This window comes from Flavobacterium frigidarium DSM 17623 (assembly GCF_000425505.1).
Taxonomy (GTDB): domain Bacteria; phylum Bacteroidota; class Bacteroidia; order Flavobacteriales; family Flavobacteriaceae; genus Flavobacterium; species Flavobacterium frigidarium.
In genome coordinates, this window is the sequence record NZ_AUDO01000001.1 from 244,649 (window position 1) to 269,852 (window position 25,204).

The window sequence follows — 25,204 nt, forward strand, 5'->3', positions numbered from 1 at the left end:
AATCCTAATTCATTGAAAATTGTGCCATAATAGGATAATGGTCTGAGTTTTCGAAATCAGAAAAAGTCTCTAATTTTTTTACGGTCATACTTGCATCGGCAAAAATATAATCAATTCTTGCAGGATAATATCTAAACTTATAAGTCTTCCCAAAACCTAGACCTGCCTCCTCAAAAGAGTCTTTTAAATCACCTCTAATATCGCGATATACATAAGAATACGCACTGTTATTCATATCGCCACAGATAATAATTGGATACTTACAATCTTTCTTGTGCTCTTTAAAAATTTCTGCTTGTATTTGCTGCTTTTTGAAGGCCTTACTTATTCGCGAAAGCATCTTTTGAGATTTGTCCTGATTGATGGCATCAATATTTTCTGAAATTTCCGTAACATCTGGTGAAATCTTAATGGACTGTAAATGCATATTATACACTCTAATAATGTCTTTACCTCTCTTAATGTCGGCGTAAATCACATTATTACTCGAATTAGGAAGAGTAATACTGCCTTCGTTTATTATTGGGAATTTAGAGAAGATCGCTTGACCTGTTCTAATTTTATTTCCTTCCATCAATATAAATTTGTGCTTGTATACTTTCAAATCAATTTTGGCCGACGTTGAAAACTCTTGAATACAAAGAATATCAGGGTTTTTTTCATTTACAAATTCGAGTATTTCACCTGCGACATCGTCTTTATCAAGCCATTGAAATAAATTAAATAGCCTAACGTTGTAACTCATGACTTTAAAACTTTTATCATCATCAGCATACTCTTTCTCTGAAAACTTATAAAATTTATTAATAAAAGTAATCCCCATTAATAAAACCAAGCCCGATAAGATTAAACGCTTTTTGAACTGAATTAACCAGTACATAAAAAACAGCGCATTTAAAACAAAGAAAGCAGGAATAATGAGTGTTAAAACAGATAGAATAGGAAACATTTTTGGCGCAAGATAGGGCAGCACATACGCGATGAACGTAACCATAATGAGTACAATGTTTAAAAAATACATCAGTTTATTGAACCAAGAGAGGTTTTTCATATTTTATGTATATCCCGTCTTTCGACATTTATTGTTTTAAAAGCGTCACTTTACTTTCCTGTTTTAAACAAGAACTCTTTCTCGTCTTTAGATAAGCTGTCGTAACCTGACTGACTAATTTTATCTAAAATCGCATCAATCTGTTGCTGATTTCTATCTTTTGTAATAATCTTAGATGTCGTTTTAGCTTCTTTAGGAGCTTTATAATTTTTATGGACTTTTTTGAAAGGAGTACTTGGAGATTTCCTGAACAGCTTAGTAAAGAAATCGATTGCCTTAGATACTCCAACCGTGAGATCCATTCCATTTTTAAGAAGAACGATATATAAATAACCAAATAATGCTCCGGCTAGATGTGAAATATGCCCTCCAGTATTCCCGCCTCTAAATTGCAATAAATCAAGTAAAATAATCACTCCCGTGATATGCCATAGTTTGACATTACCTACTAGAAACATTCTAATATTCATTAAAGGCTGATAGGCTGTTACAGCTACTAATATCGCCATAATTGCCGCAGAAGCTCCTACAATTAAAGCGTCATACCCCATTATAAAATAGGAAAGCACAAATACCAAACCAGCGAAAATAGCACTTAAAATATACACTCCTAGTAACTGCTTTTGTGTGAAAAAAGTCAAAAACAATTGGCTCGCAAAATTTAAGATAATCATATTAAAAAACAAGTGAAAAAATCCATCATGAAAGAAGGAATAACTCAAAAATGTCCAAGGGAAAATTAAAAACTTTGAAACATCGCTATTTAAAGCAATCCAACTGGGGTATAAAAAATTTTGAGATTGAAAATCATAAAAGAGGATTATTGCTGCTATAAAACAACCTACATTCCAGTAGATCAAGCGCTGCGCAATCCCACCAGCTTTGTACTGCGTCTTTATGTCATCTAGTATATTCATCTCCTTTATTTAAATATTTTTTATCTGTTTCCCTTAAAAAAATTAATTCCAACGTTTATCATTGAATTGATTTTTCTTCCAATACCAAACCATTACAAAACCGGTAACAGCACCACCTATGTGAGCATAATGTGCTACACCCTGCCCTATTCCCATAAAAGAATTTCCTAATATACCAAAGAAACCATCGTACAGTAACATCCAAACAGGCACAAAGTATTTTGCTTTGATAGGAACAGGAATAAACATAAGCGCTAATTCGGCATTAGGAAACATAAAAGCAAAAGCCACTAACAATCCGTAAATAGCACCGGAGGCTCCCACAACATTACCTAAGAACGCTCCAGTAAAATTCTGAAATTCTGATACTGTCATGATCTCTTGCCATCTTGTATCGATTTTACCCTCGTTTAAGATTTGTAATACATCCGTATTAGAAAAACCGCTATTTGCTAGAGTCGTTAATCCTTCGTTGAAAAAGTAATAATTAATACCGGTATGAAGTGCTATCGCACCTAGACCACAAGAAAAGTAGAAAAATAAAAATTTCTTACTTCCCCAAATATTTTCAAGAACAGATCCAAAAGAATACAACGCAAACATATTGAAAAAAATATGCATAAAGCTACCATGCATAAACATATGCGTAAGTATCTGCCAAAATTGAAAATTGTCATTTCCAGGAAACGACATAGATAAAAGTCTGAACGCAGGATTGCTGAAATCAAAATTTCCTAGCAACATTGTTCCTACAAAGAAGAGCACATTGACTATCAATAACTGCTTAACTGTTTCGGTTAAATTTCTCATAATGCAAATTTTTTATCAATATCTTCCACACGCATAGTGATGAAAGTTGGTTTTTGAAATGGGGAAACATTAGGATCTTTACAAGCAAAGAGTCCGTTTACTAAATTTTCTTGTTCTTTGACACTTAAAGCAGTACCCGTTTTTACAGCCAAACTTCTCGCCATAGATTTTGCTATTGTATCATTTTGACTAAAACTACTACTAGGAATTCCATCTTGTAAATCACTTAGCAATTGTTCTAAAACGATAGATACTTCACTCTCGGTCACATTCACAGGAATTCCTGAAATCACAATATGGTCGCCATGCGTATCTTCAAAGACAAAACCTGTATTAATTAACGACTGTTTCAACTCGGCTATAAGTTCGATTTCAACCGTAGAAAAATACAAATCTAACGGAAACAGTAACTGCTGGCTTGAAGCCTGTTGTACTGTCATGTTTACTAGAAACTGCTCATACAAAACGCGTTGGTGTGCCCGCTGTTGATCAACAATAACCATTCCTGATTTAATTGGTGATACAATATATTTTTTATGAATTTGGTAGGCTATATTTACAGATTGCTCGACCTCTTCATCATTGAACAATGAAGCTGTTACTGTTTCACTTTCAAATGACATCTCGCCACCTTCAGTATCAAAATCAGTATCTTGTTTTAAACCTACATACAAGCTTTCCCAATTTGCAGTAGCCTCTGTCTTGCGACTGTAGCTACTTGGAGCAGCATAATGCTTGTTTACTTTATCATCAGAGAAGGGATTAAAACTCCTATCTACTTGTATAGTAGGTGTTGCTCCCTTCATATCTTTGTAACTGTAAGGTGTATCGAGATTGGCATCTCGATCAAAATCCAACACCGGAGCAACATTAAATTGACCCAAACTATGTTTAATCGAAGCTCTCAAAATAGCATACAATGCATGTTCGTCATCAAATTTAATCTCTGTCTTGGTAGGATGAATATTGATATCTATTGTATTAGGTGGTACCGTTAAGTATAAAAAATAGCTCGGCTGAGCACCGTCTTTTAAAACACCATCATAAGCAGCCATAACGGCATGATGCAAATACCCACTTTTAATAAAGCGATCATTTACAAAAAAGAATTGCTCTCCCCTACTTTTCTTGGCAAATTCAGGTTTACCTACAAATCCTTGAATTATAATAATATCAGTCTCTTCTTGTACAGGAACCAGCTTTTCATTTGTTTTACCAGCAAATACATTAACAATGCGTTGTCTTAAAGAGGTAGGAGGCAAGTTAAACATCTCGCTACCATTATGATAAAACGTAAAATAGATATTAGGATGAGCCAACGCAACACGCTGAAATTCATCAATAATATGACGGTATTCCACCGTATCTGACTTAAGGAAATTGCGTCTTGCAGGAATATTAAAAAATAAATTTTTTACTGCAAACGAAGTCCCTCTTGGTAATACCGCTACTTCTTGAGACACAAATTTGCTGCCTTCGATAACTATCTGTGTTCCTAATTCATCTTGGTCTTGTTTCGTTTTCATCTCCACGTGTGCAATTGCCGCAATAGAAGCTAATGCTTCTCCACGAAAACCCTTTGTGCTCAATGAAAATAAATCCTCTGCTAATCTTATTTTTGAAGTAGCGTGACGTTCAAAACACAAGCGAGCATCGGTAACATTCATTCCTTTACCGTTGTCAATCACTTGTACTAATGCTTTTCCAGCATCTTTTATAATCAATTTAATATCCGTAGCATTTGCATCAACGGCATTTTCTAATAGTTCTTTTACAACTGAAGCTGGTCTTTGAACTACTTCTCCTGCAGCAATTTGATTTGCAACATGATCAGGAAGTAACTGAATTATACTCGACATTAATGAATTTAATTTTAAAGTTTACGGTTTCAAATTTTGAAAACCAAGAAGCACAAATTTAAGGAATTTCTATTGTCTTTACCGCCTTAGAGCATCATAAATAAAACAAAAAACCTATACTATTTTGACAAACAGTATAGGTTTAAATTGGTATTATATAATAGTTTATTCTCCTATTTTCAAAGGCAAATCTTCAATTTGTAATTGACCTGATGAAAGTGTCTTTTGTGAATCATAAGTATGAGTCAAAGAAGCTTGCTGGCGAATAAAAGCCATCTTAATTGCTGCTATTGCTGCTTCGGTTCCTTTGTTTCCATGAATTCCTCCACTTCTATCAATTGATTGTTGCATTGTGTTATCTGTTAGTACACAAAAAATAACTGGAACATCTGTTTGAACATTCAAATCTTTAATTCCTTGAGTAACTCCCTCACATACAAAATCAAAATGCTTTGTCTCACCTTGGATAACACACCCAATTACGATTACAGCATCTACATTTTGCGTTTGCAACATTTTCTTTGCACCGTAGATCAACTCAAAACTCCCTGGTACATTCCAGCGTATAATGTTTGAATCTTGTACTTCATTGTCAAGAAAAGCATCATATGCTCCCTTGTACAATCCTTCAGTTATAGTATCATTCCACTCAGAAACGACAACTCCAAAACGAAAATCCTTTGCTTTAGGAAGTGTACTTTTATCGTAATTTGATAAATTCTTATTTGCTGTAGCCATACTATTATTATTTAATTGAGATTTTAATCTACAATATTAATTATTGCGCTAATCCTATGAATGCGCCTACTGTAGCAGCTTCAGGAGCAGTATCAAAATTATCTTTAATATCTGTAAAGTATTTTAAAGCATCTTCTTTCTTCCCTAATTCTAAAGCGGTTTTACCTGCTTTCAATAAAAACCTAGGTGTAGTAAAATCATTTTTGTTGGCAGAAACTGCTTTCAAATAATTATCTAAAGCCTCTTGAGGTTGGTCTTTTTGAGCGTAAGCATCTCCAATTGCTCCTTTAGCTAAAGCACTCAATACAATATCTTCTGATTTGAATTTCTCTAAATAGTCAATCGCTTCAGCATATTTTCCAGTGTTTAAGTAAGCAACTCCAGCATAGTAATTAGCTAAATTTCCTGCATCTGTTCCTGAATATTCATCTGCAATCTTGATAAATCCAAATTTACCTTCAGATCCATTAAGTGATAAAGTGTATAGTGAGTCACTTGCAACTCCATCTGTAGCTAACTTAAAGTTTTGTTGTGCTACAAACATTTCATCAGCTGCTTCTAATTGTTTAGGCTCAGCGATAAACTTTTGATATACTACGTAACCTACAGTAAACAAAGCCACTGCACCTACAATTCCTATGATGATTTTTTGATTCTTGGCAACCCAGTTTTCTGTTTTAGAAGCAGTTTCGTCTAACTTAGAAAAAACCTCAGCCGTTGTGCTTTCAGTATCCTCAATCGTAACGCCTTCTACTGTGTCTTTTACTTCTTTTTCTTTTGGAGTTTTATATCCTCTTTTATTGTAAGTAGCCATTTAAATTTCTATTTAGTGAACCGCAAAAATAAAATTTTTATTCAAACCCACGCAAAAAAACAAGATTTTTATATTTAAATTAAAAAAAAGTATTTTTTTACCACACAGCCGTACCTTTGTAACATAGGAATAAAGAATAAAATGAAATAATTGAGGGAGCATATTCACAGCTCTTTTAAATGTTATAAATTGAAACAACAGCATTCCTTTACTAACTAAACACTGTAAAATAGTCGCATATAAAAATGTATTTAAAAAAAATATCTTTATTCAATTATAAAAATTTTGACGAGGCAAGCTTCGAGTTCAAAGAAAAAATTAATTGCTTTGTGGGTAAAAACGGAATAGGAAAAACAAATGTCCTTGATGCAATTTACCATTTAGCCTATGGCAAGAGCTACTTTAATCCCTTAGCAGTTCAAAACATCAAACACGGTGAGGAGTTTTTTGTGATTGACGCTGAATTCGAAAAAAACGAAAGAGCAGAACATGTTGTTTGCAGTTTAAAGAAAGGCCAAAAGAAAATTTTAAAAAGAAATGGCAAGGCTTACGATAAATTTTCTGACCACGTAGGTTTCATTCCACTAGTAATTATTTCTCCAGCAGACAGAGATTTAATTATCGAAGGTAGCGAAACACGCCGAAAATTCATGGACAGTGTTATTTCGCAGTCTAATTCAGAGTATTTACAACAGCTCATACAATACCAAAAAGTGATGAGCCAGCGTAATGCCCTCTTGAAGTATTTTGCTCTTAACCATGTATTCGAAAAAGATACTTTAGCAATATATAATGAGCAACTCGATGCTTTTGGGAGTTATATTTTTAAAATTAGACAAGAGTTCATCGCTGAATTTATTCCTATTTTTAACAAGCATCATCATAATATTGTAGGTACAGAAGAAGTGGTACAAATAGTTTATGAAAGTCATCTATTCGAAAAAGATTTACTAACGCTTTTTCAAGAAAATATTAATAAAGACCGCGCTTTGCAGTACACTAGTGTAGGTATTCATAAAGACGATCTCGCCTTTGAAATTGACGGACATCTAATTAAAAAATTTGGTTCACAAGGGCAACAAAAATCTTTTTTGATTGCATTAAAATTGGCTCAGTTTGAATTTTTAAAAAAACAAAGTGGAGTCAAACCCATACTTTTGTTTGATGATATCTTTGACAAGCTCGATGAGAATCGCGTTGCAAAAATAGTAGCTATGGTAAATGGAGATACTTTTGGACAATTATTCATTTCAGACACCCATGCAGAAAGAACCGAGGCAATTGTAAAATCAACGCATCAATCTTACCAAATTTATAATTTGTAAAGCCGCGATAAATTTAATCTGTACCCTCAAGGAACTCAAGTAAAATAAAATTCAAATCAAAAACCTAACATCATGAAAAAATCTTTTTACCTATTTATACTCTCTAGTGTCTTATTCTTAAACTGCCAGAAGCAGTATTCACAAAGTACAAACACGGTATCTCCTGAAATTTTTGCAAATAAAATTGAAAAAACAGCCCAAGCACAAATTCTAGATGTTCGCACAGCTGAAGAATTTAACGCAGAGCATTTATTTAATGCAAAAAATATCGATTGGTTGGGTACAGAGTTTGATGCTAAAAGTGCCACACTCGATAAAAATAAGGATGTCTTTGTTTATTGTCGAAGTGGTGCCCGTAGTAAAAAAGCCTGCGCTAGATTGAAAGAATTAGGTTTTACTTCAATTTACGAATTAGATGGCGGATTTATTAGGTGGAGCACAGATGGACACGCTAGTACTAAAGAATAAAATGCAATTATGTTAACACAAGATAGTTTACAATTCCTAGACGATTTAAAAGCAAATAACAACCGCGACTGGTTTATAGCAAATAAAAAGAGGTACGATATTTTTAAAGCAGATTATCACCAGATGGTAGCTCATTTTCTTGAAGCAATGAAGCCTCTTGATCCTTCTCTAGGAATGCTGGAAGTAAAAAACTGCACGTTTAGAATCAATCGTGACATTCGGTTTTCTAAGGATAAGTCACCATACAAATCACACATTGGCGTTTGGTTGTCGTCTGGTGCAAAGGGAAACAATCGAGCAGGATATTATGTGCATATTGAACGTGGAGCGAGTTTTATAGCAGGAGGGTTTTATGCACCTCTACCTGATGATTTAAAAAAAGTACGCAAGGAAATCGCCTTTTTTCATGAAGACCTAGAAGCTATTCTCGATGATAAAAAATTCAAAAAGGAATTTGGCACTTTTGCTCGAAACGAAAAAACTGCGCTCAAAAACCCTCCAAAAGGATATGATAAAGAACACCCAGCTGTGGATCTATTAAAATTAAAAAGTTTTGAAATGATGCAGCAGTTTGACATTAACGAAATCATGCAAGAAAATTTCGTTCAAGAAAAGGTGAAAAAACTACTATTATTGAAACCTTTGAATGAATTCATGAATCGCGCATTAGAAGTAGATGAAAATTTTTAGAACCTATAAATTTATCTAGCTAAAATTTTAATAGCAAATTATATAAAATAGCTCATGTTACAATAATATATAATCGCTACTTTTGAACTCATTTTTCAAGTAAGCAAAACCATTATTTTTATGGAAATTCAAACTAATTTCTCTTTAAAGAATTACAATACTTTTGGTATCGAAGCCAAAGCCGCACAATTTATTGCGGTACATACTGTAGCAGAATTAAGAACAGTTTTACAAGAAAATAAAGACACCCCCAAATTCATCCTTGGTGGCGGTAGCAACATGCTTTTGACTCAAGATATTAATGCGCTTGTTATTCATGTAGACTTAAAAGGAAAACGAATTGTAAATGAAGATGATGATTATGTTTGGGTAGAAAGCATGGCGGGTGAAAACTGGCATGAATTTGTTTTGTGGACCATAGGTCAAGACTTTGGCGGATTAGAAAACATGTCATTGATTCCTGGAAATGTGGGTACCACTCCTGTCCAAAATATTGGTGCTTACGGTACCGAAATCAAAGACACTTTTATTTCTTGTGAGGCTATTGCCATTAACAATCAAGAAACACAAATTTTTACGGCGCAAGAATGTAATTTTGGTTACCGAGAAAGTGTTTTTAAAAACGAAATAAAAGATCAGTTCATCATTACCTCGGTAGTGTTTAAATTGAGTAAAAGAAACCATAAAATAAGTATCTCGTACGGAGATATCGCAGCCGAGTTAGCGCACAAAAATATCATAACACCTTCATTAAAAAATGTGAGTGACGCTGTAATTGCTATAAGAAAAAGCAAATTGCCAGATCCTAAAGAGCTAGGAAATAGCGGTAGCTTTTTTAAAAACCCTATTCTTTCTAAAAAAGATTTCGCTCCCATCCATAGTAAATTTCCTGAGATGAAATATTACGAAATATCAGACACTGAGGTTAAAGTACCTGCAGGATGGCTTATTGAGCAAGCAGGCTTTAAAGGAAAACGCTTTGGTGATGCCGGAATTCATAAAAATCAAGCACTTGTACTCGTGAATTATGGACAAGCAACAGGTCAAGAAATTCTAGAAGTATCCAAAAAAATTCAAGAAACAGTTTATGAGCGATTTGGAATAAAAATTGACGCCGAAGTAAATATTATTTAATTTTAGTAAGGTTTTAAAATAAGCTCTTAAATTTTGTATTCGACCGCTTTATTAGTGTAAATAAAGGATGATTGCATTTTATTTTAGGGGAAATTTTACCCGTTTTATTTTCGAATAAAATTCATAAATTAAGCTCCTTTTTTACTAATTGTATTCTTACCTTTGCCGATGATTTAAAAACCATATTAAACTCTGATGCTTATACTGATCCTCTACTTTTTTATATTTATTGTTGTCCTTCAGTTGTTTTATTATCTAGTGATTTTTGGGAAATTTGCTTTCGCGAAAGCGCAGAAAACAACACCTAAAAAATTGCCTATCTCAGTAATTGTATGTGCTAAAAATGAGGAGGAGAACGTAAAAAAATTCATCCCTCTTTTAGCAGAACAAGACTATCCTGATTTTGAAATAATCTTAATCGATGATGCGTCTAGTGACAATACCTTAGAGGTATTTGAAGAATTCGAAAAAATGTACCCCAATATCACATTGGTGAAAGTTCAAAACAATGAAGCTTTTTGGGGAAATAAAAAATACGCTTTAACTCTAGGGATCAAAACAGCTAAAAAAGAATATTTGTTATTCACTGATGCTGACTGCTACCCTACCTCAAAGGACTGGATTGCCACTATGAGTTCGCAATTCACAATGCAAAAAACGATTGTTTTAGGCTACGGTGGCTATGAGAAAATAGCAAAATCATTTTTGAACAAATTAATTCGTTTTGAAACAGTTTTAACTGCAACGCAATATTTTTCTTGGACAAAATTAGGCCGTCCTTATATGGGTGTGGGTCGAAATATGGCATATAAAAAGGAAGAATTTTTTAATGTAAACGGATATATTAATCACATACAAGTGCGCACGGGAGACGACGATTTATTTATAAACGAAGCGGCTACTTCTAAGAACACAACAGTGATTTATGCACCCGAAAGTTTTACCTACTCTAAGCCAAAAACAACATACAAAGAGTGGAAAAACCAAAAGAGACGCCATTTATCTACTGTGAGTCACTATAAAAAAAGAGATAAATTTAAGATGTCGCTGTTTTTTATATCTCAATTGCTCTTTTTTGTCTTGCCAAGTATCTTGTTAGCGTACGAATTTGAATGGATCATCGTTCTAGCAATAATTTTTGTGAGATACGCTGTGGCATGGACAGTGGTAGGCTGTGCTGCAGGAAAATTAAAGGAAAAGGACTTAAAATTTCTATTTCCTATTATCGAAATCGTTTTTATTTATTTCCAAATCAATACCTTTATAGCTAACCTTATTTCAAAGCCAGCACATTGGAAATAATTACCCAAATAGACAAAGCTAAAAATGGCGACCAAACCGCCTTTACTTTTCTTCTGAATTTTTATTGGAATGAAGTTTATGGCTTTATGTTAAAACGAACAGAAAATGAAACTAGTGCTGAAGATATTACCATTGAAACTTTTTCTAAAGCATTTGATAAAATAGCATCTTACAATCCTGAATTCCAGTTCAACACTTGGTTAATAAGCATTGCAAAAAACGTTCATATTGACTTACTCCGTAAAAAGAAGTCTAGCCTTTTTATCGAAATTACAGATCGAGAAGATCAAAAAGCATACAACATAGCAGACACTACTCCATCTGCCGAAGACGAACTAATTACCGAGCAAAATTTATCTCAATTATTGCGATATATAAAGGAATTAAAGCCGCATTATCAAGAAGTGATTCAGCTGCGCTATTTTCAAGAAATGAGCTACCAAGAAATAGCCATTGCTATTGACGAACCTTTAAGTAATGTAAAAGTTAAATTGCTTCGAGCAAAGAAATTATTAGCAGAGATTATTAGAAATAGAAGGTAATCGGCTAATTTATTCTCACTCTATCGGGATAATTGGTGATTATTCCATCAACTTTATATTCTTGTAATTTATTTATATCTGTGACTTCATCAACTGTCCAAGGGAAAACTTTGAAATTATTCTTTTTTAAAGTAGCTATTTTAGCAGCAGTCAATGTTTTATAATAAGGATTAATAGCTTGTGCTTTAATTTCTTTACCAATGGAAATAGCCTCATCAATATCATCTTTGTAGGTTAATAATCCAATCGCTATTTTCTTGTTCAGCATTCTCATCATTTTTAATTCATTTACTCGAAAACTCGAAATAAAAAAATCACTATCCTTCCAGCCTTTTCGTTTGTAAGATGTGATGATATCATTTGCTACTTCAGCCGTTTGTTCACCTTTCAATTCAATATTTAAAATTGCACGCCTGTCGATAACTTCAATTACTTCCTGTAATGTGGGAATCTGGTATTTGTCTGCGACTAAAAGTTTTCTGAGCTCATCAAATCGTAATACTTCTATTTTTCCTGTACCATTAGTGATGCGTTCTAAATTGTCGTCATGAAAAACGACAACTTCCCCAGTTTGAATTTTAAAAATGTCAATCTCAATCATGTCTGCTTTTAACGCTATCGCTTTTTTAATCGAGGGAATGGTGTTTTCTACTTCATAACCCATTGCACCCCTATGACCACACACAACAAATTTGCTTGAAGAACAACCGTAACTAGCGGACAAGATAATAAGCGACAGGAAAATTTTTATAGAACTAGACATAAATACCATTTTTAATTTTTTTCGAAGATAACACTCGCACAAAAATCAGCTTTTAAAATAGTATTAAATGATTGTTATTTCGAACGTCTTCTAAATATAAATTAGAGATAAATTTATTTACAATTACTTTATATATGGTAACCTAGTCTGACTCTTTTAACCGTTTTATTTAACGTAGCATGACATTATTGATAGCATTTTCGTAATAAAAGTAGTTGAGATTTTAAATTTCTTTGTCGAATCAAATTCTAATTAAATCTTTATGAAACAGCTTAGACTTCTAGCTATTATTTTATTGCTTGCTTTAATAAATTCTAAAGCAAGCGCTCAAACCACACAAGCATCCATATCAGGAGTTGTTTTAGACGAAAAATCTAAAACTATTAAAGATGCTATAATCGTCATTAAAAACGAGTCAACTGGATTTACCACAAATTCGCTTTCAAATTTTAAAGGGGTTTTTACTTTTAAAGAATTGCCCCTAGGCGGACCTTATACTATTACTACAAACTATGCTAATTATGGTGAGCAGCAAAGAACAGGCTACATGCTAAACCAGGGAGACAATATCAATGTCGAAATAGTCATGCAAGATAATGTTCAAAATTTAGAAGTAGTAGAAGTTATTAGCCGAGGGTTAAAAAATAAAACTAGAAATTTAGGTGCCTCCACAGCAATCACTTCTAAACTTATAAATGCATTACCGGTCAATGGAAGAAATTTTACAAGTTTGATGGACTTATCTCCCTTGAGTAAAGGAGGTAATATCTCAGGCCAACTAGCATCTTCAACAAATTATACCTTAGACGGTATGAATGCTAAAAATCCAACATCTGCAGGATCTACAACGAGCCGCAGTGGTGCGCCCTACTCTATTTCTATAGAAGCTGTAAGAGAATTTAAGGTGGTGACAAATGAGTACGATGTTAGTTATGGTAGAAGTGGTGGTGGAACTGTAAGCGCGGTAACAAAATCTGGAACAAACGAATTCTCAGGTAGTGTTTTTGGATACAATAGAGCTGATTGGTTGTCCAGTCCCTATGACATTAGAGGAAATAAGCGACAAAATGATTTTTCTACTGCTCAATACGGAGTTACTTTTGGCGGACCAATAATTAAAGACAAACTTCACTTTTTTGTAGCTTGGGATCATCAACGCGACCTGAGACCGTTGATTATCGCCGATGTGCAATCAGCAGATGACGAACTTCGATTTAATATCAATAAGTTAACGCTAGATAATTTTGTTACTATCGCACGCGACAAATATGGCGTAGCAAATTCCGAACAATATGGAACTTTCGATAAAAAAAGAAATTCTGACGCATTATTTGCTCGTTTAGACTGGCAAATTAATAGTAATAATTTACTAACTGTGCGTGATAATTACACCTACGATAATAATAAATTGGGATTACAAGACAACACCACAATAAGCTTGTACGAGTCATTTGGAAATGATTTAAATATTGATAACAGCATACTTGCTTCGTTGAGAACAAAGGTAAATGAAAAAATAACCAATGAATTAAAAGTACAGCATCTGTACACCTATCAAGATAGTAGCCCAGGAGATCAATTACCTGCTTACAATATTCCTCGTGCTGTAGTTGAAAATGTGGGCTCTACGATAGATGGAGCAATTAAAACAACAAACATACAAATAGGTGGCCATCGATTTGCTCAAGAAAGCTTTACTAATAATGTTTTTCAGGTAGTAGATAATTTATATTATAATACTGATAAAATTAAATACACATTTGGTTTAGACTTAATGCACACAAATTCAGAATCTTTATACGGTAGCGAAGTTAACGGTCGTTTTCATTTTAATGGAATAACTAATTTCGAAAATCAAACACCTTATCGCTATTATAGAGAAGTACCATTGAAAGACGACCCGACGGTAGTTTCAAATATTTTAAATCTTGGAGTATATGGCCAAATGCAAACAAAAATCGCAACTGGTTTAGACATGACTTTAGGCCTAAGATTCGACTATGCTAAATATCCCACAGCAACATTTAATCAATTAGTATTTGATGAATTAGGAATAAGAACAGACAACAAATTACAGTCAGCTATACTACAACCTAGAATTCAGATGACTTGGGATGTCAATGAAAATCACAAAGATTATATTCGTTTAGGGGCAGGAATTTTCGCTTCAGATTTAAATAATTATGCAATCATCAATAATTTATATTTTGATGGAAACCATACTGCAACTGTTGATGTACGTTCACCAAACGTTCCTTTTCCAAATTTTGCTGATTACCGAAACAATTACAATAGCATACCCACTCTAGATGCTTTTCAACTTTCTACTATAAATTTCACTGGTAAAGACGCTAAAGTTCCTGTAGTATATAAAACTAATATTTCATACTCCCATTTCTTTACAGACAAGTTAAAAGCAGGTGTAGCAGGTTATGTGACGTTAGGTCGCAATAATTATGTTTATGTAGATCAAAATATGGTAGCAGATCCTTTCTTTAGATTAGCTAATGAGGATAATCGTGGTGTATACGTTCCTGCAAATTCAATTCCTGCAAATGGCGCTGGCGACTGGCTGCAAGGAAGAATTAGCGATAAGCTAGGGCGTGTTTTAGAATTAAATAGCGAAGGAAAAGTAAATCAATATGCAGTTGTTGTCGATGCAACTTACCGCTATTTTAAAGATGGAGAAATCTCTATGAGTTATACTTTTAATGACACTAAAGACAACACATCTTTCAACGGAAACGTGGCTAATACTGCAACTCTTGTACTTCCCGTAAAAGATGATCCCCGTGACTTATCAAATATGACTTACTCTGACAATCAATTTAGAAGCAAGGTGGTTTTTTATGGTACCCTACCTACTATTTATGGCTTTAGCGTAGGTGTTCGTTATTCTGGAATAGGCGGTACTCGTTACAGTTTATTATCAGGAGGAAATACTAACGGTGATTTTGTTTCTTCATCTAATGATTTAGCATATATATTTGATGCAAATGGAACTGCAACACCCCAAAATATTAAAACGGGACTACAAACAATATTAAACAATCCAGAAGCAAGTCAAAGTTTGAAAGACTACATTAATAAATATTCTGGAAAAATAGCCGAAAGAAATGGAGGCATCAATGATTTTTACGGACTTGTAGATGTTAGAATAAGCAAAAAATTCACTACTTACAAAAAGCAATTTATTGAATTCACAGCCGATATCTTTAACGTTGCTAACTTACTAAATAAAGAGTGGGGAGTGAATAAATCATTAAGCTCTCAATCATTGTACGCTCTAGGAACTCCTGCGGCAAATGGTGCTGCAGCTGTTCCAGGATTTGACGCTAGCAGTCAACAATTTAATTACAGGGTAAACAATGCGGGATTACCCTCGTTATCTGGCAATCCATATCAAATTCAGTTAGGACTAAAATATGCCTTCTAAATTAAATCAGTAAATAAACAAGACTAAAGCGGTGCACCTAAAAAATGCACCGCTTTTATTTACTACAAAATTTACTGCTTGCTATCAGACTAGATGCGTAATCGTTTCAATTTATCTTTGACCTAACAAAACGTAATCTTTTACTAGAATAACAATTCCAAAGACTACTATTCTGACTAAAATCACTAGCGATAATAATTTGGTAGGACCTACTTTAACCACAGTTCCAAATAACTCAAACAAAATCCCTTTTAATCTCCTATTTCAAATAGTAGAATTAATAACCTCTAGTGAAAATAAATTAAATATTTAACACAAATATAAAATTAAACGAAATAAATTACTTAATTTTAGAATAGAATTCCTACCGTTGTTTTTATTACATAATGCCTTTCTTAATAATTATCTAACCTCTAAATATATTATTATGTCTAAACCTAGCATTTACGAAACCAGTTGGATTGATTTAGTTTTCGAAAACAGAAACAAAGAATACGGCGCCTATCGATTGCGTCAAGAAAGTACTAAAACCGGATTATTTTCACTATTTATAGGCTTATTATTTTGTGCCGCCTTAATGACTATTCCTAAACTATTGAACTTCTTGAATATTTCTACCAATACAGTTGAAGCAACTAGCACACCCACTATTGATCAAATTGTAGAGTTGACAGCCATTGTTCCGCCGGTAACCAAACCCTCTCAGCAGATGCCCGTAACACAAATACCAGTCGAAAAGCCCGCAGAGATAGTAATCAAAAAGCAACTTACTAATCCCACAATCGTAAAACCAGAACTAGCTACAAATGAAATCGCTACTAATGTTGAGGCGATTTCGATCAAGAAAACAACTATTGAGGGAAATGGAATTTCAAATGGAGCTCCTAACACTTCCACGGGTTCAGGAAGCACGAGTACTGCAGCCACTGATTATGGCAATGCATTAGTTACAAGTTCGGTTTTAGACAAGCTACCACAATTTCCAGGCGGAATGGACAAATTCTATAGCTTCGTAGTGAATAAATTTAGAACCCCTGAAGTAAATAATGAAAAGATAATTAAAATCTATATATCATTTGTTGTTGAAAAGGATGGATCAATGACTGATATCAAAGTTGTCAATAATCCGGGATATGGACTCGATAAAGAAGCCATTCGCGTGCTGCAATCTATGAGAACCAAGTGGTCTCCAGGAATGATAGGATCAAAGGCCGTGAGAACCGCCTACAACCTACCTATAATAGTTCAAGTGAATTAATTATTTTAAGAGCAGAATCTTTCAGATTCTGCTCTTTTTATGTTTACTATTTTGCTGGAATTTAATCCTTAAGAATTCTTATCAAGAAATCTCTTATCATTAAAAAAAATCCCTAAGCTTCAATTACTAAAACCCTTGTATTTAATACACATTCCTTATCTTTGTATATTGAAAATTAATATATGGAAACTGTTTTAGATAAAAATTTACCTGTAGGGAAACCAAAATGGTTAAAGGTAAAACTCCCAATAGGACAAAAATATACTGAGCTTCGAGGTTTAGTAGACAAATATAGCTTAAATACAATTTGTGCTTCTGGTAGCTGCCCTAATATGGGTGAGTGCTGGGGTGAGGGTACTGCAACATTCATGATCTTAGGAAATACTTGTACGAGATCATGTGGGTTTTGTGGTGTAAAAACAGGAAGACCTGAAACGGTTGACTGGGACGAACCTGAAAAAGTAGCACGTTCTATTAAAATCATGAATATTAAACACGCTGTTATTACTAGTGTGGATAGGGATGATTTGAAAGATGGTGGATCGATTATTTGGATCGAAACTGTTAAAGCTATTCGTAGAATGAATCCTAACACTACACTTGAAACTTTAATTCCTGATTTTCAAGGAATCGAAAGAAACATAGATCGTATTGTTGAGGCAAATCCTGAAGTCGTTTCTCACAATGTAGAAACGGTAAGAAGATTGACTCGTGAGGTTCGTATTCAAGCAAAATACGATCGAAGCTTAGAGGTTTTGAGATATTTGAAAGAAAAAGGAATTAACAGAACCAAATCTGGTATTATGTTAGGTCTTGGCGAGCAAGAAGAGGAAGTATTTCAAACTATGAGAGACTTGCGTGACGCAAATGTTGATGTGGTAACTATAGGTCAATATTTACAGCCTAGTAAAAAACACCTACCCGTGAAAGAATTCATAACACCTGAGCAATTTGCCATATATGAAAAATATGGTTTAGAACTTGGATTCAGACACGTAGAAAGCGGACCATTAGTTCGTTCTTCATACAAAGCACAAAAACACATTTTATAAAATATTTAATCGATTACCATCGTAATCGGTTGAGCCATCAACCCATAAAAATTGAAAACAAGAGTTGCCATAAATGGATTTGGAAGAATCGGTAGAAATTTATTTCGCTTACTTTTAAACCATCCACAAATTGAAGTAGTGGCTATTAATGACATTGCCGACACGAAGACAATGGCTCATTTACTAAAGTACGACAGTATTCATGGGGTACTTAAAAAAACAATTGAAAGTGATGATAGCGGATTTTTAATTGAAGGACAGCATTTTGCTTTTTTTCACGAGAAGGAAATTTCAAAATTAAATTGGGCTTCCTTGAATGTTGATTACGTAATTGAGTCAACCGGTAAGTACAAAACTTACGAAGATTTAAATCAACATATTTTAGCTGGCGCAAAAAAGGTAATTTTATCTGCGCCTTCTGAAGTAGACACAATAAAAACTGTAGTTTTAGGAGTAAATGAGCACATCCTAGACGGTAGAGAACAAATCATATCTAATGCGAGCTGCACTACTAACAATGCAGCTCCTATGATTAAAATTATTAATGATTTGTGTGGTATAGAGCAAGCCTATATTACAACCATACATTCATACACCACAGATCAGAGCTTACACGATCAACCGCATAAGGATTTACGCCGAGCTCGAGGGGCAAGTCAATCGATTGTTCCTACAACGACAGGTGCGGCTAAGGCATTGACAAAAATATTCCCTACATTAGAGGGCAAAATAGGTGGTTGCGGAATTAGAGTTCCAGTTCCAGATGGCTCATTGACAGATATTACTTTCAATGTAAAACATGCAGTGACTATCGAAGAAATAAACCTTGCGTTTAAAAATGCCGCTCAAAACAGTTTGAAAGGAATCTTAGATTACACCGAAGACCCAATTGTTTCTGTCGATATTATTGGTAATACTAATTCCTGTGTATTTGATGCACAATTAACTTCTGTCATTGATAAAATGGTAAAAGTTGTAGGATGGTATGACAATGAAATAGGCTATTCGTCTCGATTAATCGACCTGATACTGATTACTAGGGCATAGTAAAATAAAACTGGATGAAATATTTTTTGGTTTTTCTTCTTCATTTTTCCATACTACTACATTCACAAACTAATGTGAATTTAGATAGTACACTTTTTTACAGCAATTTAGCAGCTAAAAACAGTACAGAGGACAACTATAAAAGTGCCATATATTATACTCAGAAAGCAATAAACTATAGCGAACAAAGCAAAGACAAATACAATCAAGCACTTCAAACTTTTTTATTGGGTAAACTTTATTTCGAACTTAACAAAAATGAAGATGCCGAAAATTTTCTAAATGAAAGTATTGCGTTGTTCAAAAAACAAGCCGCTTCTATTCCCTATTCAGATGCTTACTATTTTCTTGGCTTAGCCAAAATAAGAAAAAAAGATTATACCTCGGCAGAACGATTTCTTGATAAAAGTCTAAAAATAAGAAGAGCATTAAAGATTCCGCAACACGACTTAGATGATGCTATTACAGTTCAAAAGGGAATTATTTTCAGATCTATTGGTAGACCTGAAACAGCTGCAAATTTATTCAACAGCATTATTTCTAAAGATATATCCGCCGAAAAAATTACACTTAAAGCAGAAGCCTATTATCAAATGGGCTTGATCGAATTAGCAAATAATCGCTACAACTTTGCATTAAATTATTTTTCTAAAGCTTTCGAAAAAAATTCAGAAAGTGAAAATATTGCGCAAAAATCGGAAATTGCATTTGCCTTGAGTACAGTATACGAGAAATTGCTTGAAAAAAACAAAGCGTATTCTTTTTTAAAATTACACCTCAATTTAAAAGAAAGTTTAAGAATTGCAGACAATCAAAAGCTAAGAATTGATGATTACGATCAATTCAAAGAAAGCCAACAACTCAAAGCAATTGAGCGAACAAATAAAGAGCAAGCCGAAGACGAGAGAAACAACAAGTTTTCTAAACTCATCAATATTTTAGCTATTGCCCTAATCTCTATTTTATCTTTGCTCAGTTTGTCTTTATACAAAAACAACGTGATACGGACTAAAACGAATTTACTGCTTAAAGACAAAAATAAAGAGCTAATTTTAGAAAAAGAAAAAACAGAAAAAGCGTCAAAAGCGAGATCTGAATTTTTATCTACGGTAAGTCATGAACTACGAACGCCGTTAAATGCCATAAACGGAATAACCCATTTACTCCTTGAAGAAAATCCAAAAAAATCCCAACTGCATTACCTGGCATCACTCAAGTTTTCAGGTAACTATTTAGCTACTTTTATAAATGAAATTTTAGAAATCAATAAAATCGAATCTGATAAAATTGACGTAGAACATATTCCCTTCAACTTAAAAGAATTACTTACCGATATTAAAAGTTCACTGAATGGTTTGGCAATTAAAAACAATAATGATTTCAAGGTGTTACTTGACGAAAAAATCCCTGAAACATTATTAAGCGACCCAACGAAATTGTCTCAAATTTTCATGAATTTGATTAATAACGCACTAAAATTCACTCAAAACGGCTCTGTAATTATTTCAACTACAGCAAATCTAATTTCTGATAATGTGGTTGCCGTTTATTTTAATATCACAGATACAGGTATAGGAATAGCAGAGGATAAATACGAAACTGTATTTGAGAGTTTCTCTCAAGGCTCTGTTGAAATTAATAGAAAATACGGTGGAACTGGTCTAGGATTAACAATCGTTAAAAAACTAGTTTCTGTTTTAGGAGGAGAGATACAACTAAAAAGTACGTTAGGAGAAGGGTCAACTTTTAATTTTCAATTAGAATTTGAAATAGATAAAAACCTAGCAGGAAATAATACTCATTTATTAGTTGCTGATCACTCCATTCTAGACGGAAAAAAAATATTAGTAGTTGAAGACAACAAAATTAACCAAATGATTACTGTAAAAATGCTGCAAAATAAAGGTGCAAATTGTACAGTGATTGACAATGGTGAAGAGGCGATTACAAATATTGCCAACAATCATTACAATATCGTTTTAATGGATGTGCACTTACCTGGAATTAACGGCACAATTGCAACGCAAGAAATAAGAAAATTCAATACATCAATTCCTATAATTGCCATAACAGCCATTTCTCTAGATGAAAATAGAGAAATGCTATTATCTTACGGCATGAATGATGTAGTTACAAAGCCTTTCTCTCCTGAAAACTTTTACAATGTAATTTCAAAAAATCTTGTTTTAACTAGTAGTTAATTATTAACTCTCTGATTAACTTTCTTACATTAGGTTCTGCGCTTTGCGCTGCTTCTAAAACTTCATCATGAGAGATAGAATCAATATTAGCTTCATCACCAATATCTGTAATTACTGACACTCCAAATGTTTCAAGATCCATATGACGTGCTACAATAACCTCAGGAACAGTAGACATTCCCACACAGTCTGCACCAAGAATTTTAACCATTTTATATTCGGCTAGTGTTTCAAAGCTAGGACCTTGAAGGCCAAGGTAGATTCCATCTTTTACTTCGATGTTTAATTCCTCTGCTAATTGCTTTGCTTTAATAATCATCTTGCGAGAATATGGTTCGCTCATGTTCACAAATCGTGGACCAAAACGTTCATCATTTATTCCTCTCAAAGGGTGTTCTGGTGTGAAATTGATATGATCTTTGATAATAATTATTTCACCTATTTTATAGTCAGGGTTTACACCTCCAGAGGCATTTGAAACAATCAATTTTTTAACTCCTAAGTATTTTAAGACACGCACAGGAAAAGTAACTTCCTTCATCGAATAACCTTCATAGTAATGAAAACGTCCTTGCATAGCAACCACTTTCTTGGTGCCAATCGTACCAAAAACTAATGCTCCTTTATGCCCTTGGACAGTAGAAACAGGAAAATTAGGTATTTCATTATACGGCAGTGTAAATTCTATTTTTATATCCTCAGTAAAACTACCAAGTCCTGATCCTAGAATCACGCCGTATTCTGGATTAAAATTATTGATTTTATTAATGTAATTAACCGTTTCTTGTACTTGATCCCACATATTTTAAAATTGTTTTATCAAACAAATCAGCTCCTTCTAGAAATTTACTTTTAATAGGTAGATAGTACAATTGTTCCTCTAAAACACTCCCTTTTAACCTCACAAAATCTTTTTCAGTTGTTACAATGATATTGTTTTTTGATTTATTTTTTATCTCTATAATGTCATTATCTGTAAAATGATGATGGTCTGGATATACCATCGTTAAATCATTTGCAGCCTGCAAATATGCAAAAAAAGACTCGGGTTTAGCTATTCCAGCCAAAAGTAATTTGTCTTTTTTGATAATTTCGCTTACTTCTAAGCTACCATGTGCAGAGTAAGCAGTATCGTCATATGAGATTGTAGTGAAGAACAACTGCTGCTTTTTTGTTAAACGCAACTTGGTTCTTATCTCTTCTTTGCTCTGTGTAGACAATGTGGCTGGACACTTTGTGACCACTATACTATTGGCACGCTTTCCACCGCTTTTATATTCTCTCAAATTCCCTGTGGGCAACATACAGTCATCAGCATATAAATCACCATAAGCGGTAAGTAACACATAAAATCCAGCTTTTACTTTTCTATGTTGGTACGCGTCATCAAGCAATATTACCTCTGGTTTTAGCGCTTGTGAAAGCAATTGCTCGATACCATTTTTACGGCTAGCGTCCACCGCAACTTGGATTTTAGAAAATTTCTTATAATATTGAAAAGGCTCATCACCAACTATTTTTGCTGTTACATTTTCATCTGCTAAAATATATCCTTTAGATTCTCTTTTATACCCACGACTCAAAGTAGCCACCCGATAATCATTTTGTAGTAACCGAATTAAATATTCAATTTGAGGTGTTTTGCCCGTTCCTCCTACACTTAAATTCCCTACAGCTAGTATAGGAATGGGAAAAGCCGTTGATTTTAATACTCCTTTATCGAATAAAAAATTTCGAATGGCAGTGACCAAACCATAAATAATGGCAATGGGAAAAAGGATTTTTCTCAGTAAATTCATTATACGAAAGTATATTTTTTATTTTAAAGTTGATTTGTTTATTCGTTAATTTGTTAATTTGTTTATTCGAAAAAATGAAAAATGAAGATAAAAGAGATTCTTACAGTATTAGAAGAGATGGCGCCATTAGCTTATGCCGAAGATTTTGACAATGTAGGCTTATTAGTGGGTAATCAAAATCTTGATGCAACTGGCGTTTTAGTTTGTCATGATGCACTAGAAAATGTCATAGACGAGGCAATAGCTAAGAACTGTAATTTAGTAGTGTGCTTCCATCCTATTCTTTTTGCAGGATTAAAAAAAATTACGGGAAAGAATTACGTAGAGCGAGCCGTTATAAAAGCAATTAGAAACGATATTGCAATCTTTGCCATTCATACCGCACTCGATAATCATCAAGATGGTGTCAATAAGATATTTTGCGATGCACTAGGTTTGAAAAATACGAGTGTGTTGATTCCGAAACAAAATTTTATTCGAAAATTAATCACTTTTACTACCCCTGAAAATGCAGAGCAAGTTAGGCAAGCTTTATTTAATGCTGGAGCCGGCAATATAGGCAATTATGATGACTGCAGCTTCAGTTCAACTGGAATAGGAAGTTACCGTGGTAATGAGAAAAGCAATCCCGTTATAGGAAAGCAATTTGAAAACGTACAAACTAACGAAGTCAAAATCGAAGTTACCTTTGAAAAATATCTTGAATCAAAGATATTAAAAGCATTATTTGATAGTCATATATATGAAGAGGTCGCATACGAAATTTATGAACTGCAAAATACGCATCAAAATATAGGTTTGGGAATGCTAGGAATATTTGAAGAACCTATGGAAGAAGAAGTTTTTCTACAACTTGTAAAAGACAAAATGATTGCTGGAGGTATTCGTCATTCTGCTTTTACAAATAAAAAAATAAAAAAAGTAGCCGTTTTAGGTGGATCTGGAAGTTATGCTATAAAAAATGCAATTATGGCTGGTGCCGATGCCTTTTTGACTGCTGATTTAAAGTATCACCAATTTTATGAAGCCGAAAATCAGCTTTTATTAGCAGATATTGGACATTTTGAGAGCGAACGCTATACAAAAAATTATATTGTTGATTTTCTTCGGAAAAAAATCCTTAATTTTGCAATCATTTTATCTGAAGAAAATACAAATCCAGTTAAGTACTTATAGAATATGGCGAATACGAAAGAATTAAGTGTTGAGGACAAGTTAAGAGCAATTTACGATTTACAATTGATTGACTCTAGAATTGACGAAATTAGAAATGTAAGAGGAGAACTGCCTCTAGAAGTGGAAGATTTAGAAGATGAAGTTGCTGGTTTAAGCACACGTTCTGAGAAATTGAAAGGGGAACTAGAAGTAGTTGAAGACCTAATCAAATCAAAAAAGAATGCGATTGATGAGCACAAAGAGGCTATCAAAAAATACACAAAACAACAAGAAAGTGTTCGTAACAATAGAGAATTCAACTCTTTAACTAAAGAAGTTGAGTTTCAAGAACTTGAAATTCAATTAGCTGAAAAGCAAATTAAAGAAATGAAAGCCTCTATTGAAAACAAAAAAGTAATCATTTCTCAGTCTAAAGAGAAGTTAGAAACAAAATCTAACCACTTGAAACACAAGAAATCTGAGCTTGAAGCTATCATGTCAGAAACTGCAAAAGAAGAAGCTTACTTAACTGAAAAATCTCTTGAATTTCAAAATTCAATTGAAGAAAGACTTTTAGCAGCTTACACAAGAATTAGAACAAGTGTTCGTAACGGTTTAGCAGTAGTATCTATCGAAAGAGGAGCTTCAGCAGGATCATTTTTTACGATTCCACCACAAACTCAAGTAGAAATTGCTTCTAGAAAGAAAATCATTACTGATGAGCATTCAGGAAGAATTCTAGTAGACAGTCAACTTGCAGACGAAGAAAAAGAAAAAATGGAAAAATTATTTTCTAAATTTTAATTATATTTAAGTCCCGATACACATCGGGACTTTTTTATT

Annotated in this window: 22 protein-coding genes; 13 read left to right on the forward strand and 9 right to left on the reverse strand. The window is 33.6% G+C overall.

What is annotated here, in order from left to right; all coding sequences use genetic code 11:
• Positions 1-4 precede the first annotated feature (4 nt).
• The 6 genes from H603_RS0101195 to H603_RS0101220 form a co-directional block, all read right to left on the reverse strand.
• Positions 5-1,051: an endonuclease/exonuclease/phosphatase family protein gene (locus tag H603_RS0101195; protein ID WP_026706870.1), complete on the reverse strand. Its 1,047-nt coding sequence runs from the start codon at positions 1,049-1,051 to the stop codon at positions 5-7.
• Between the two features lie 50 nt (positions 1,052-1,101).
• Positions 1,102-1,968, reverse strand: a complete 867-nt coding sequence (locus H603_RS0101200; RefSeq protein ID WP_026706871.1) for a rhomboid family intramembrane serine protease — start codon at positions 1,966-1,968, stop codon at positions 1,102-1,104.
• Between the two features lie 42 nt (positions 1,969-2,010).
• On the reverse strand, positions 2,011-2,778 hold the full coding sequence (locus H603_RS0101205; RefSeq protein WP_026706872.1) for a rhomboid family intramembrane serine protease: 768 nt from the start codon (positions 2,776-2,778) through the stop codon (positions 2,011-2,013).
• The gene (gene mutL, locus H603_RS0101210) at positions 2,775-4,637 is read right to left on the reverse strand and encodes a DNA mismatch repair endonuclease MutL (protein ID WP_026706873.1); all 1,863 of its coding nucleotides are present in this window, start codon (positions 4,635-4,637) and stop codon (positions 2,775-2,777) included. Before mutL ends, H603_RS0101205 begins: the two co-directional genes overlap by 4 nt.
• Positions 4,638-4,802: 165 nt before the next feature.
• Positions 4,803-5,375: a 6,7-dimethyl-8-ribityllumazine synthase gene (gene ribH, locus H603_RS0101215; protein WP_026706874.1), complete on the reverse strand. Its 573-nt coding sequence runs from the start codon at positions 5,373-5,375 to the stop codon at positions 4,803-4,805.
• 40 nt (positions 5,376-5,415) lie between these two features.
• Positions 5,416-6,189 (reverse strand): tetratricopeptide repeat protein, encoded by a 774-nt coding sequence (locus tag H603_RS0101220; RefSeq protein WP_026706875.1) that lies wholly within the window; start codon positions 6,187-6,189, stop codon positions 5,416-5,418.
• Positions 6,190-6,434: 245 nt separating this feature from the next.
• Between H603_RS0101220 and recF the strand changes: the two genes are divergently transcribed.
• The 6 genes from recF to H603_RS0101250 all read left to right on the forward strand — a co-directional run bounded on the left by recF (position 6,435) and on the right by H603_RS0101250 (position 11,650).
• Positions 6,435-7,514: a DNA replication/repair protein RecF gene (gene recF / locus H603_RS0101225; protein ID WP_026706876.1), complete on the forward strand. Its 1,080-nt coding sequence runs from the start codon at positions 6,435-6,437 to the stop codon at positions 7,512-7,514.
• Between the two features lie 72 nt (positions 7,515-7,586).
• Positions 7,587-7,982, forward strand: a complete 396-nt coding sequence (locus H603_RS0101230) for a rhodanese-like domain-containing protein (protein ID WP_026706877.1) — start codon at positions 7,587-7,589, stop codon at positions 7,980-7,982.
• Positions 7,983-7,991: 9 nt separating this feature from the next.
• Complete coding sequence (locus H603_RS0101235; protein ID WP_026706878.1) at positions 7,992-8,672, forward strand: DUF2461 domain-containing protein; 681 nt, start codon at positions 7,992-7,994, stop codon at positions 8,670-8,672.
• Positions 8,673-8,786: 114 nt separating this feature from the next.
• A complete protein-coding gene (gene murB, locus H603_RS0101240) occupies positions 8,787-9,806 on the forward strand; it encodes a UDP-N-acetylmuramate dehydrogenase (protein WP_262487947.1) in 1,020 nt (339 codons plus the stop codon).
• 195 nt (positions 9,807-10,001) lie between these two features.
• Complete coding sequence (locus H603_RS0101245; RefSeq protein ID WP_026706880.1) at positions 10,002-11,108, forward strand: glycosyltransferase; 1,107 nt, start codon at positions 10,002-10,004, stop codon at positions 11,106-11,108.
• Positions 11,099-11,650 (forward strand): RNA polymerase sigma factor, encoded by a 552-nt coding sequence (locus tag H603_RS0101250; RefSeq protein ID WP_026706881.1) that lies wholly within the window; start codon positions 11,099-11,101, stop codon positions 11,648-11,650. The genes H603_RS0101245 and H603_RS0101250 overlap by 10 nt, the downstream gene beginning before the upstream one ends.
• A 4-nt stretch (positions 11,651-11,654) precedes the next feature.
• Here H603_RS0101250 and H603_RS0101255 read toward each other — a convergent pair whose 3' ends face one another.
• A complete protein-coding gene (locus tag H603_RS0101255; RefSeq protein ID WP_026706882.1) occupies positions 11,655-12,413 on the reverse strand; it encodes a glycerophosphodiester phosphodiesterase in 759 nt (252 codons plus the stop codon).
• A 262-nt stretch (positions 12,414-12,675) separates the two neighbouring features.
• Between H603_RS0101255 and H603_RS0101260 the strand changes: the two genes are divergently transcribed.
• From H603_RS0101260 to H603_RS0101285, 5 genes are all read left to right on the forward strand, one after another.
• A complete protein-coding gene (locus H603_RS0101260) occupies positions 12,676-15,849 on the forward strand; it encodes a TonB-dependent receptor (protein WP_026706883.1) in 3,174 nt (1,057 codons plus the stop codon).
• Positions 15,850-16,276: 427 nt separating this feature from the next.
• Positions 16,277-17,107: an energy transducer TonB gene (locus tag H603_RS0101270; protein ID WP_026706884.1), complete on the forward strand. Its 831-nt coding sequence runs from the start codon at positions 16,277-16,279 to the stop codon at positions 17,105-17,107.
• A gap of 182 nt (positions 17,108-17,289) precedes the next feature.
• On the forward strand, positions 17,290-18,159 hold the full coding sequence (gene lipA, locus H603_RS0101275; RefSeq protein WP_026706885.1) for a lipoyl synthase: 870 nt from the start codon (positions 17,290-17,292) through the stop codon (positions 18,157-18,159).
• Positions 18,160-18,210: 51 nt separating this feature from the next.
• The gene (gene gap, locus H603_RS0101280; RefSeq protein WP_026706886.1) at positions 18,211-19,206 is read left to right on the forward strand and encodes a type I glyceraldehyde-3-phosphate dehydrogenase; all 996 of its coding nucleotides are present in this window, start codon (positions 18,211-18,213) and stop codon (positions 19,204-19,206) included.
• 14 nt (positions 19,207-19,220) lie between these two features.
• Positions 19,221-21,407: an ATP-binding protein gene (locus H603_RS0101285; protein WP_026706887.1), complete on the forward strand. Its 2,187-nt coding sequence runs from the start codon at positions 19,221-19,223 to the stop codon at positions 21,405-21,407.
• Here H603_RS0101285 and H603_RS0101290 read toward each other — a convergent pair.
• Together H603_RS0101290 and lpxK are read right to left on the reverse strand one after the other, a co-directional pair.
• Positions 21,397-22,209, reverse strand: a complete 813-nt coding sequence (locus H603_RS0101290) for a purine-nucleoside phosphorylase (protein WP_026706888.1) — start codon at positions 22,207-22,209, stop codon at positions 21,397-21,399. The genes H603_RS0101285 and H603_RS0101290 overlap by 11 nt on opposite strands.
• Positions 22,181-23,206: a tetraacyldisaccharide 4'-kinase gene (gene lpxK, locus H603_RS0101295; protein ID WP_026706889.1), complete on the reverse strand. Its 1,026-nt coding sequence runs from the start codon at positions 23,204-23,206 to the stop codon at positions 22,181-22,183. Before lpxK ends, H603_RS0101290 begins: the two co-directional genes overlap by 29 nt.
• Positions 23,207-23,287: 81 nt before the next feature.
• Between lpxK and H603_RS0101300 the strand changes: the two genes are divergently transcribed.
• Positions 23,288-24,382: a Nif3-like dinuclear metal center hexameric protein gene (locus H603_RS0101300; RefSeq protein WP_026706890.1), complete on the forward strand. Its 1,095-nt coding sequence runs from the start codon at positions 23,288-23,290 to the stop codon at positions 24,380-24,382.
• A 3-nt stretch (positions 24,383-24,385) separates the two neighbouring features.
• Entirely contained in the window at positions 24,386-25,165 is a 780-nt protein-coding gene (locus H603_RS0101305; RefSeq protein ID WP_026706891.1) for a zinc ribbon domain-containing protein, read from the forward strand.
• The last annotated feature ends 39 nt before the right edge of the window (positions 25,166-25,204 follow it).

Coding starts and splice junctions, on each gene's coding strand:
- H603_RS0101195 (WP_026706870.1), bottom strand. CDS start 1,051: ATGAAAAACCTCTCTTGGTTCAATAAACTGATGTATTTTTTAAACATT.
- H603_RS0101200 (WP_026706871.1), bottom strand. CDS start 1,968: ATGAATATACTAGATGACATAAAGACGCAGTACAAAGCTGGTGGGATT.
- H603_RS0101205 (WP_026706872.1), bottom strand. CDS start 2,778: ATGAGAAATTTAACCGAAACAGTTAAGCAGTTATTGATAGTCAATGTG.
- mutL (WP_026706873.1), bottom strand. CDS start 4,637: ATGTCGAGTATAATTCAGTTACTTCCTGATCATGTTGCAAATCAAATT.
- ribH (WP_026706874.1), bottom strand. CDS start 5,375: ATGGCTACAGCAAATAAGAATTTATCAAATTACGATAAAAGTACACTT.
- H603_RS0101220 (WP_026706875.1), bottom strand. CDS start 6,189: ATGGCTACTTACAATAAAAGAGGATATAAAACTCCAAAAGAAAAAGAA.
- recF (WP_026706876.1), top strand. CDS start 6,435: ATGTATTTAAAAAAAATATCTTTATTCAATTATAAAAATTTTGACGAG.
- H603_RS0101230 (WP_026706877.1), top strand. CDS start 7,587: ATGAAAAAATCTTTTTACCTATTTATACTCTCTAGTGTCTTATTCTTA.
- H603_RS0101235 (WP_026706878.1), top strand. CDS start 7,992: ATGTTAACACAAGATAGTTTACAATTCCTAGACGATTTAAAAGCAAAT.
- H603_RS0101245 (WP_026706880.1), top strand. CDS start 10,002: ATGCTTATACTGATCCTCTACTTTTTTATATTTATTGTTGTCCTTCAG.
- H603_RS0101255 (WP_026706882.1), bottom strand. CDS start 12,413: ATGTCTAGTTCTATAAAAATTTTCCTGTCGCTTATTATCTTGTCCGCT.
- H603_RS0101260 (WP_026706883.1), top strand. CDS start 12,676: ATGAAACAGCTTAGACTTCTAGCTATTATTTTATTGCTTGCTTTAATA.
- H603_RS0101270 (WP_026706884.1), top strand. CDS start 16,277: ATGTCTAAACCTAGCATTTACGAAACCAGTTGGATTGATTTAGTTTTC.
- lipA (WP_026706885.1), top strand. CDS start 17,290: ATGGAAACTGTTTTAGATAAAAATTTACCTGTAGGGAAACCAAAATGG.
- H603_RS0101285 (WP_026706887.1), top strand. CDS start 19,221: ATGAAATATTTTTTGGTTTTTCTTCTTCATTTTTCCATACTACTACAT.
- H603_RS0101290 (WP_026706888.1), bottom strand. CDS start 22,209: ATGTGGGATCAAGTACAAGAAACGGTTAATTACATTAATAAAATCAAT.
- lpxK (WP_026706889.1), bottom strand. CDS start 23,206: ATGAATTTACTGAGAAAAATCCTTTTTCCCATTGCCATTATTTATGGT.
- H603_RS0101300 (WP_026706890.1), top strand. CDS start 23,288: ATGAAGATAAAAGAGATTCTTACAGTATTAGAAGAGATGGCGCCATTA.
- H603_RS0101305 (WP_026706891.1), top strand. CDS start 24,386: ATGGCGAATACGAAAGAATTAAGTGTTGAGGACAAGTTAAGAGCAATT.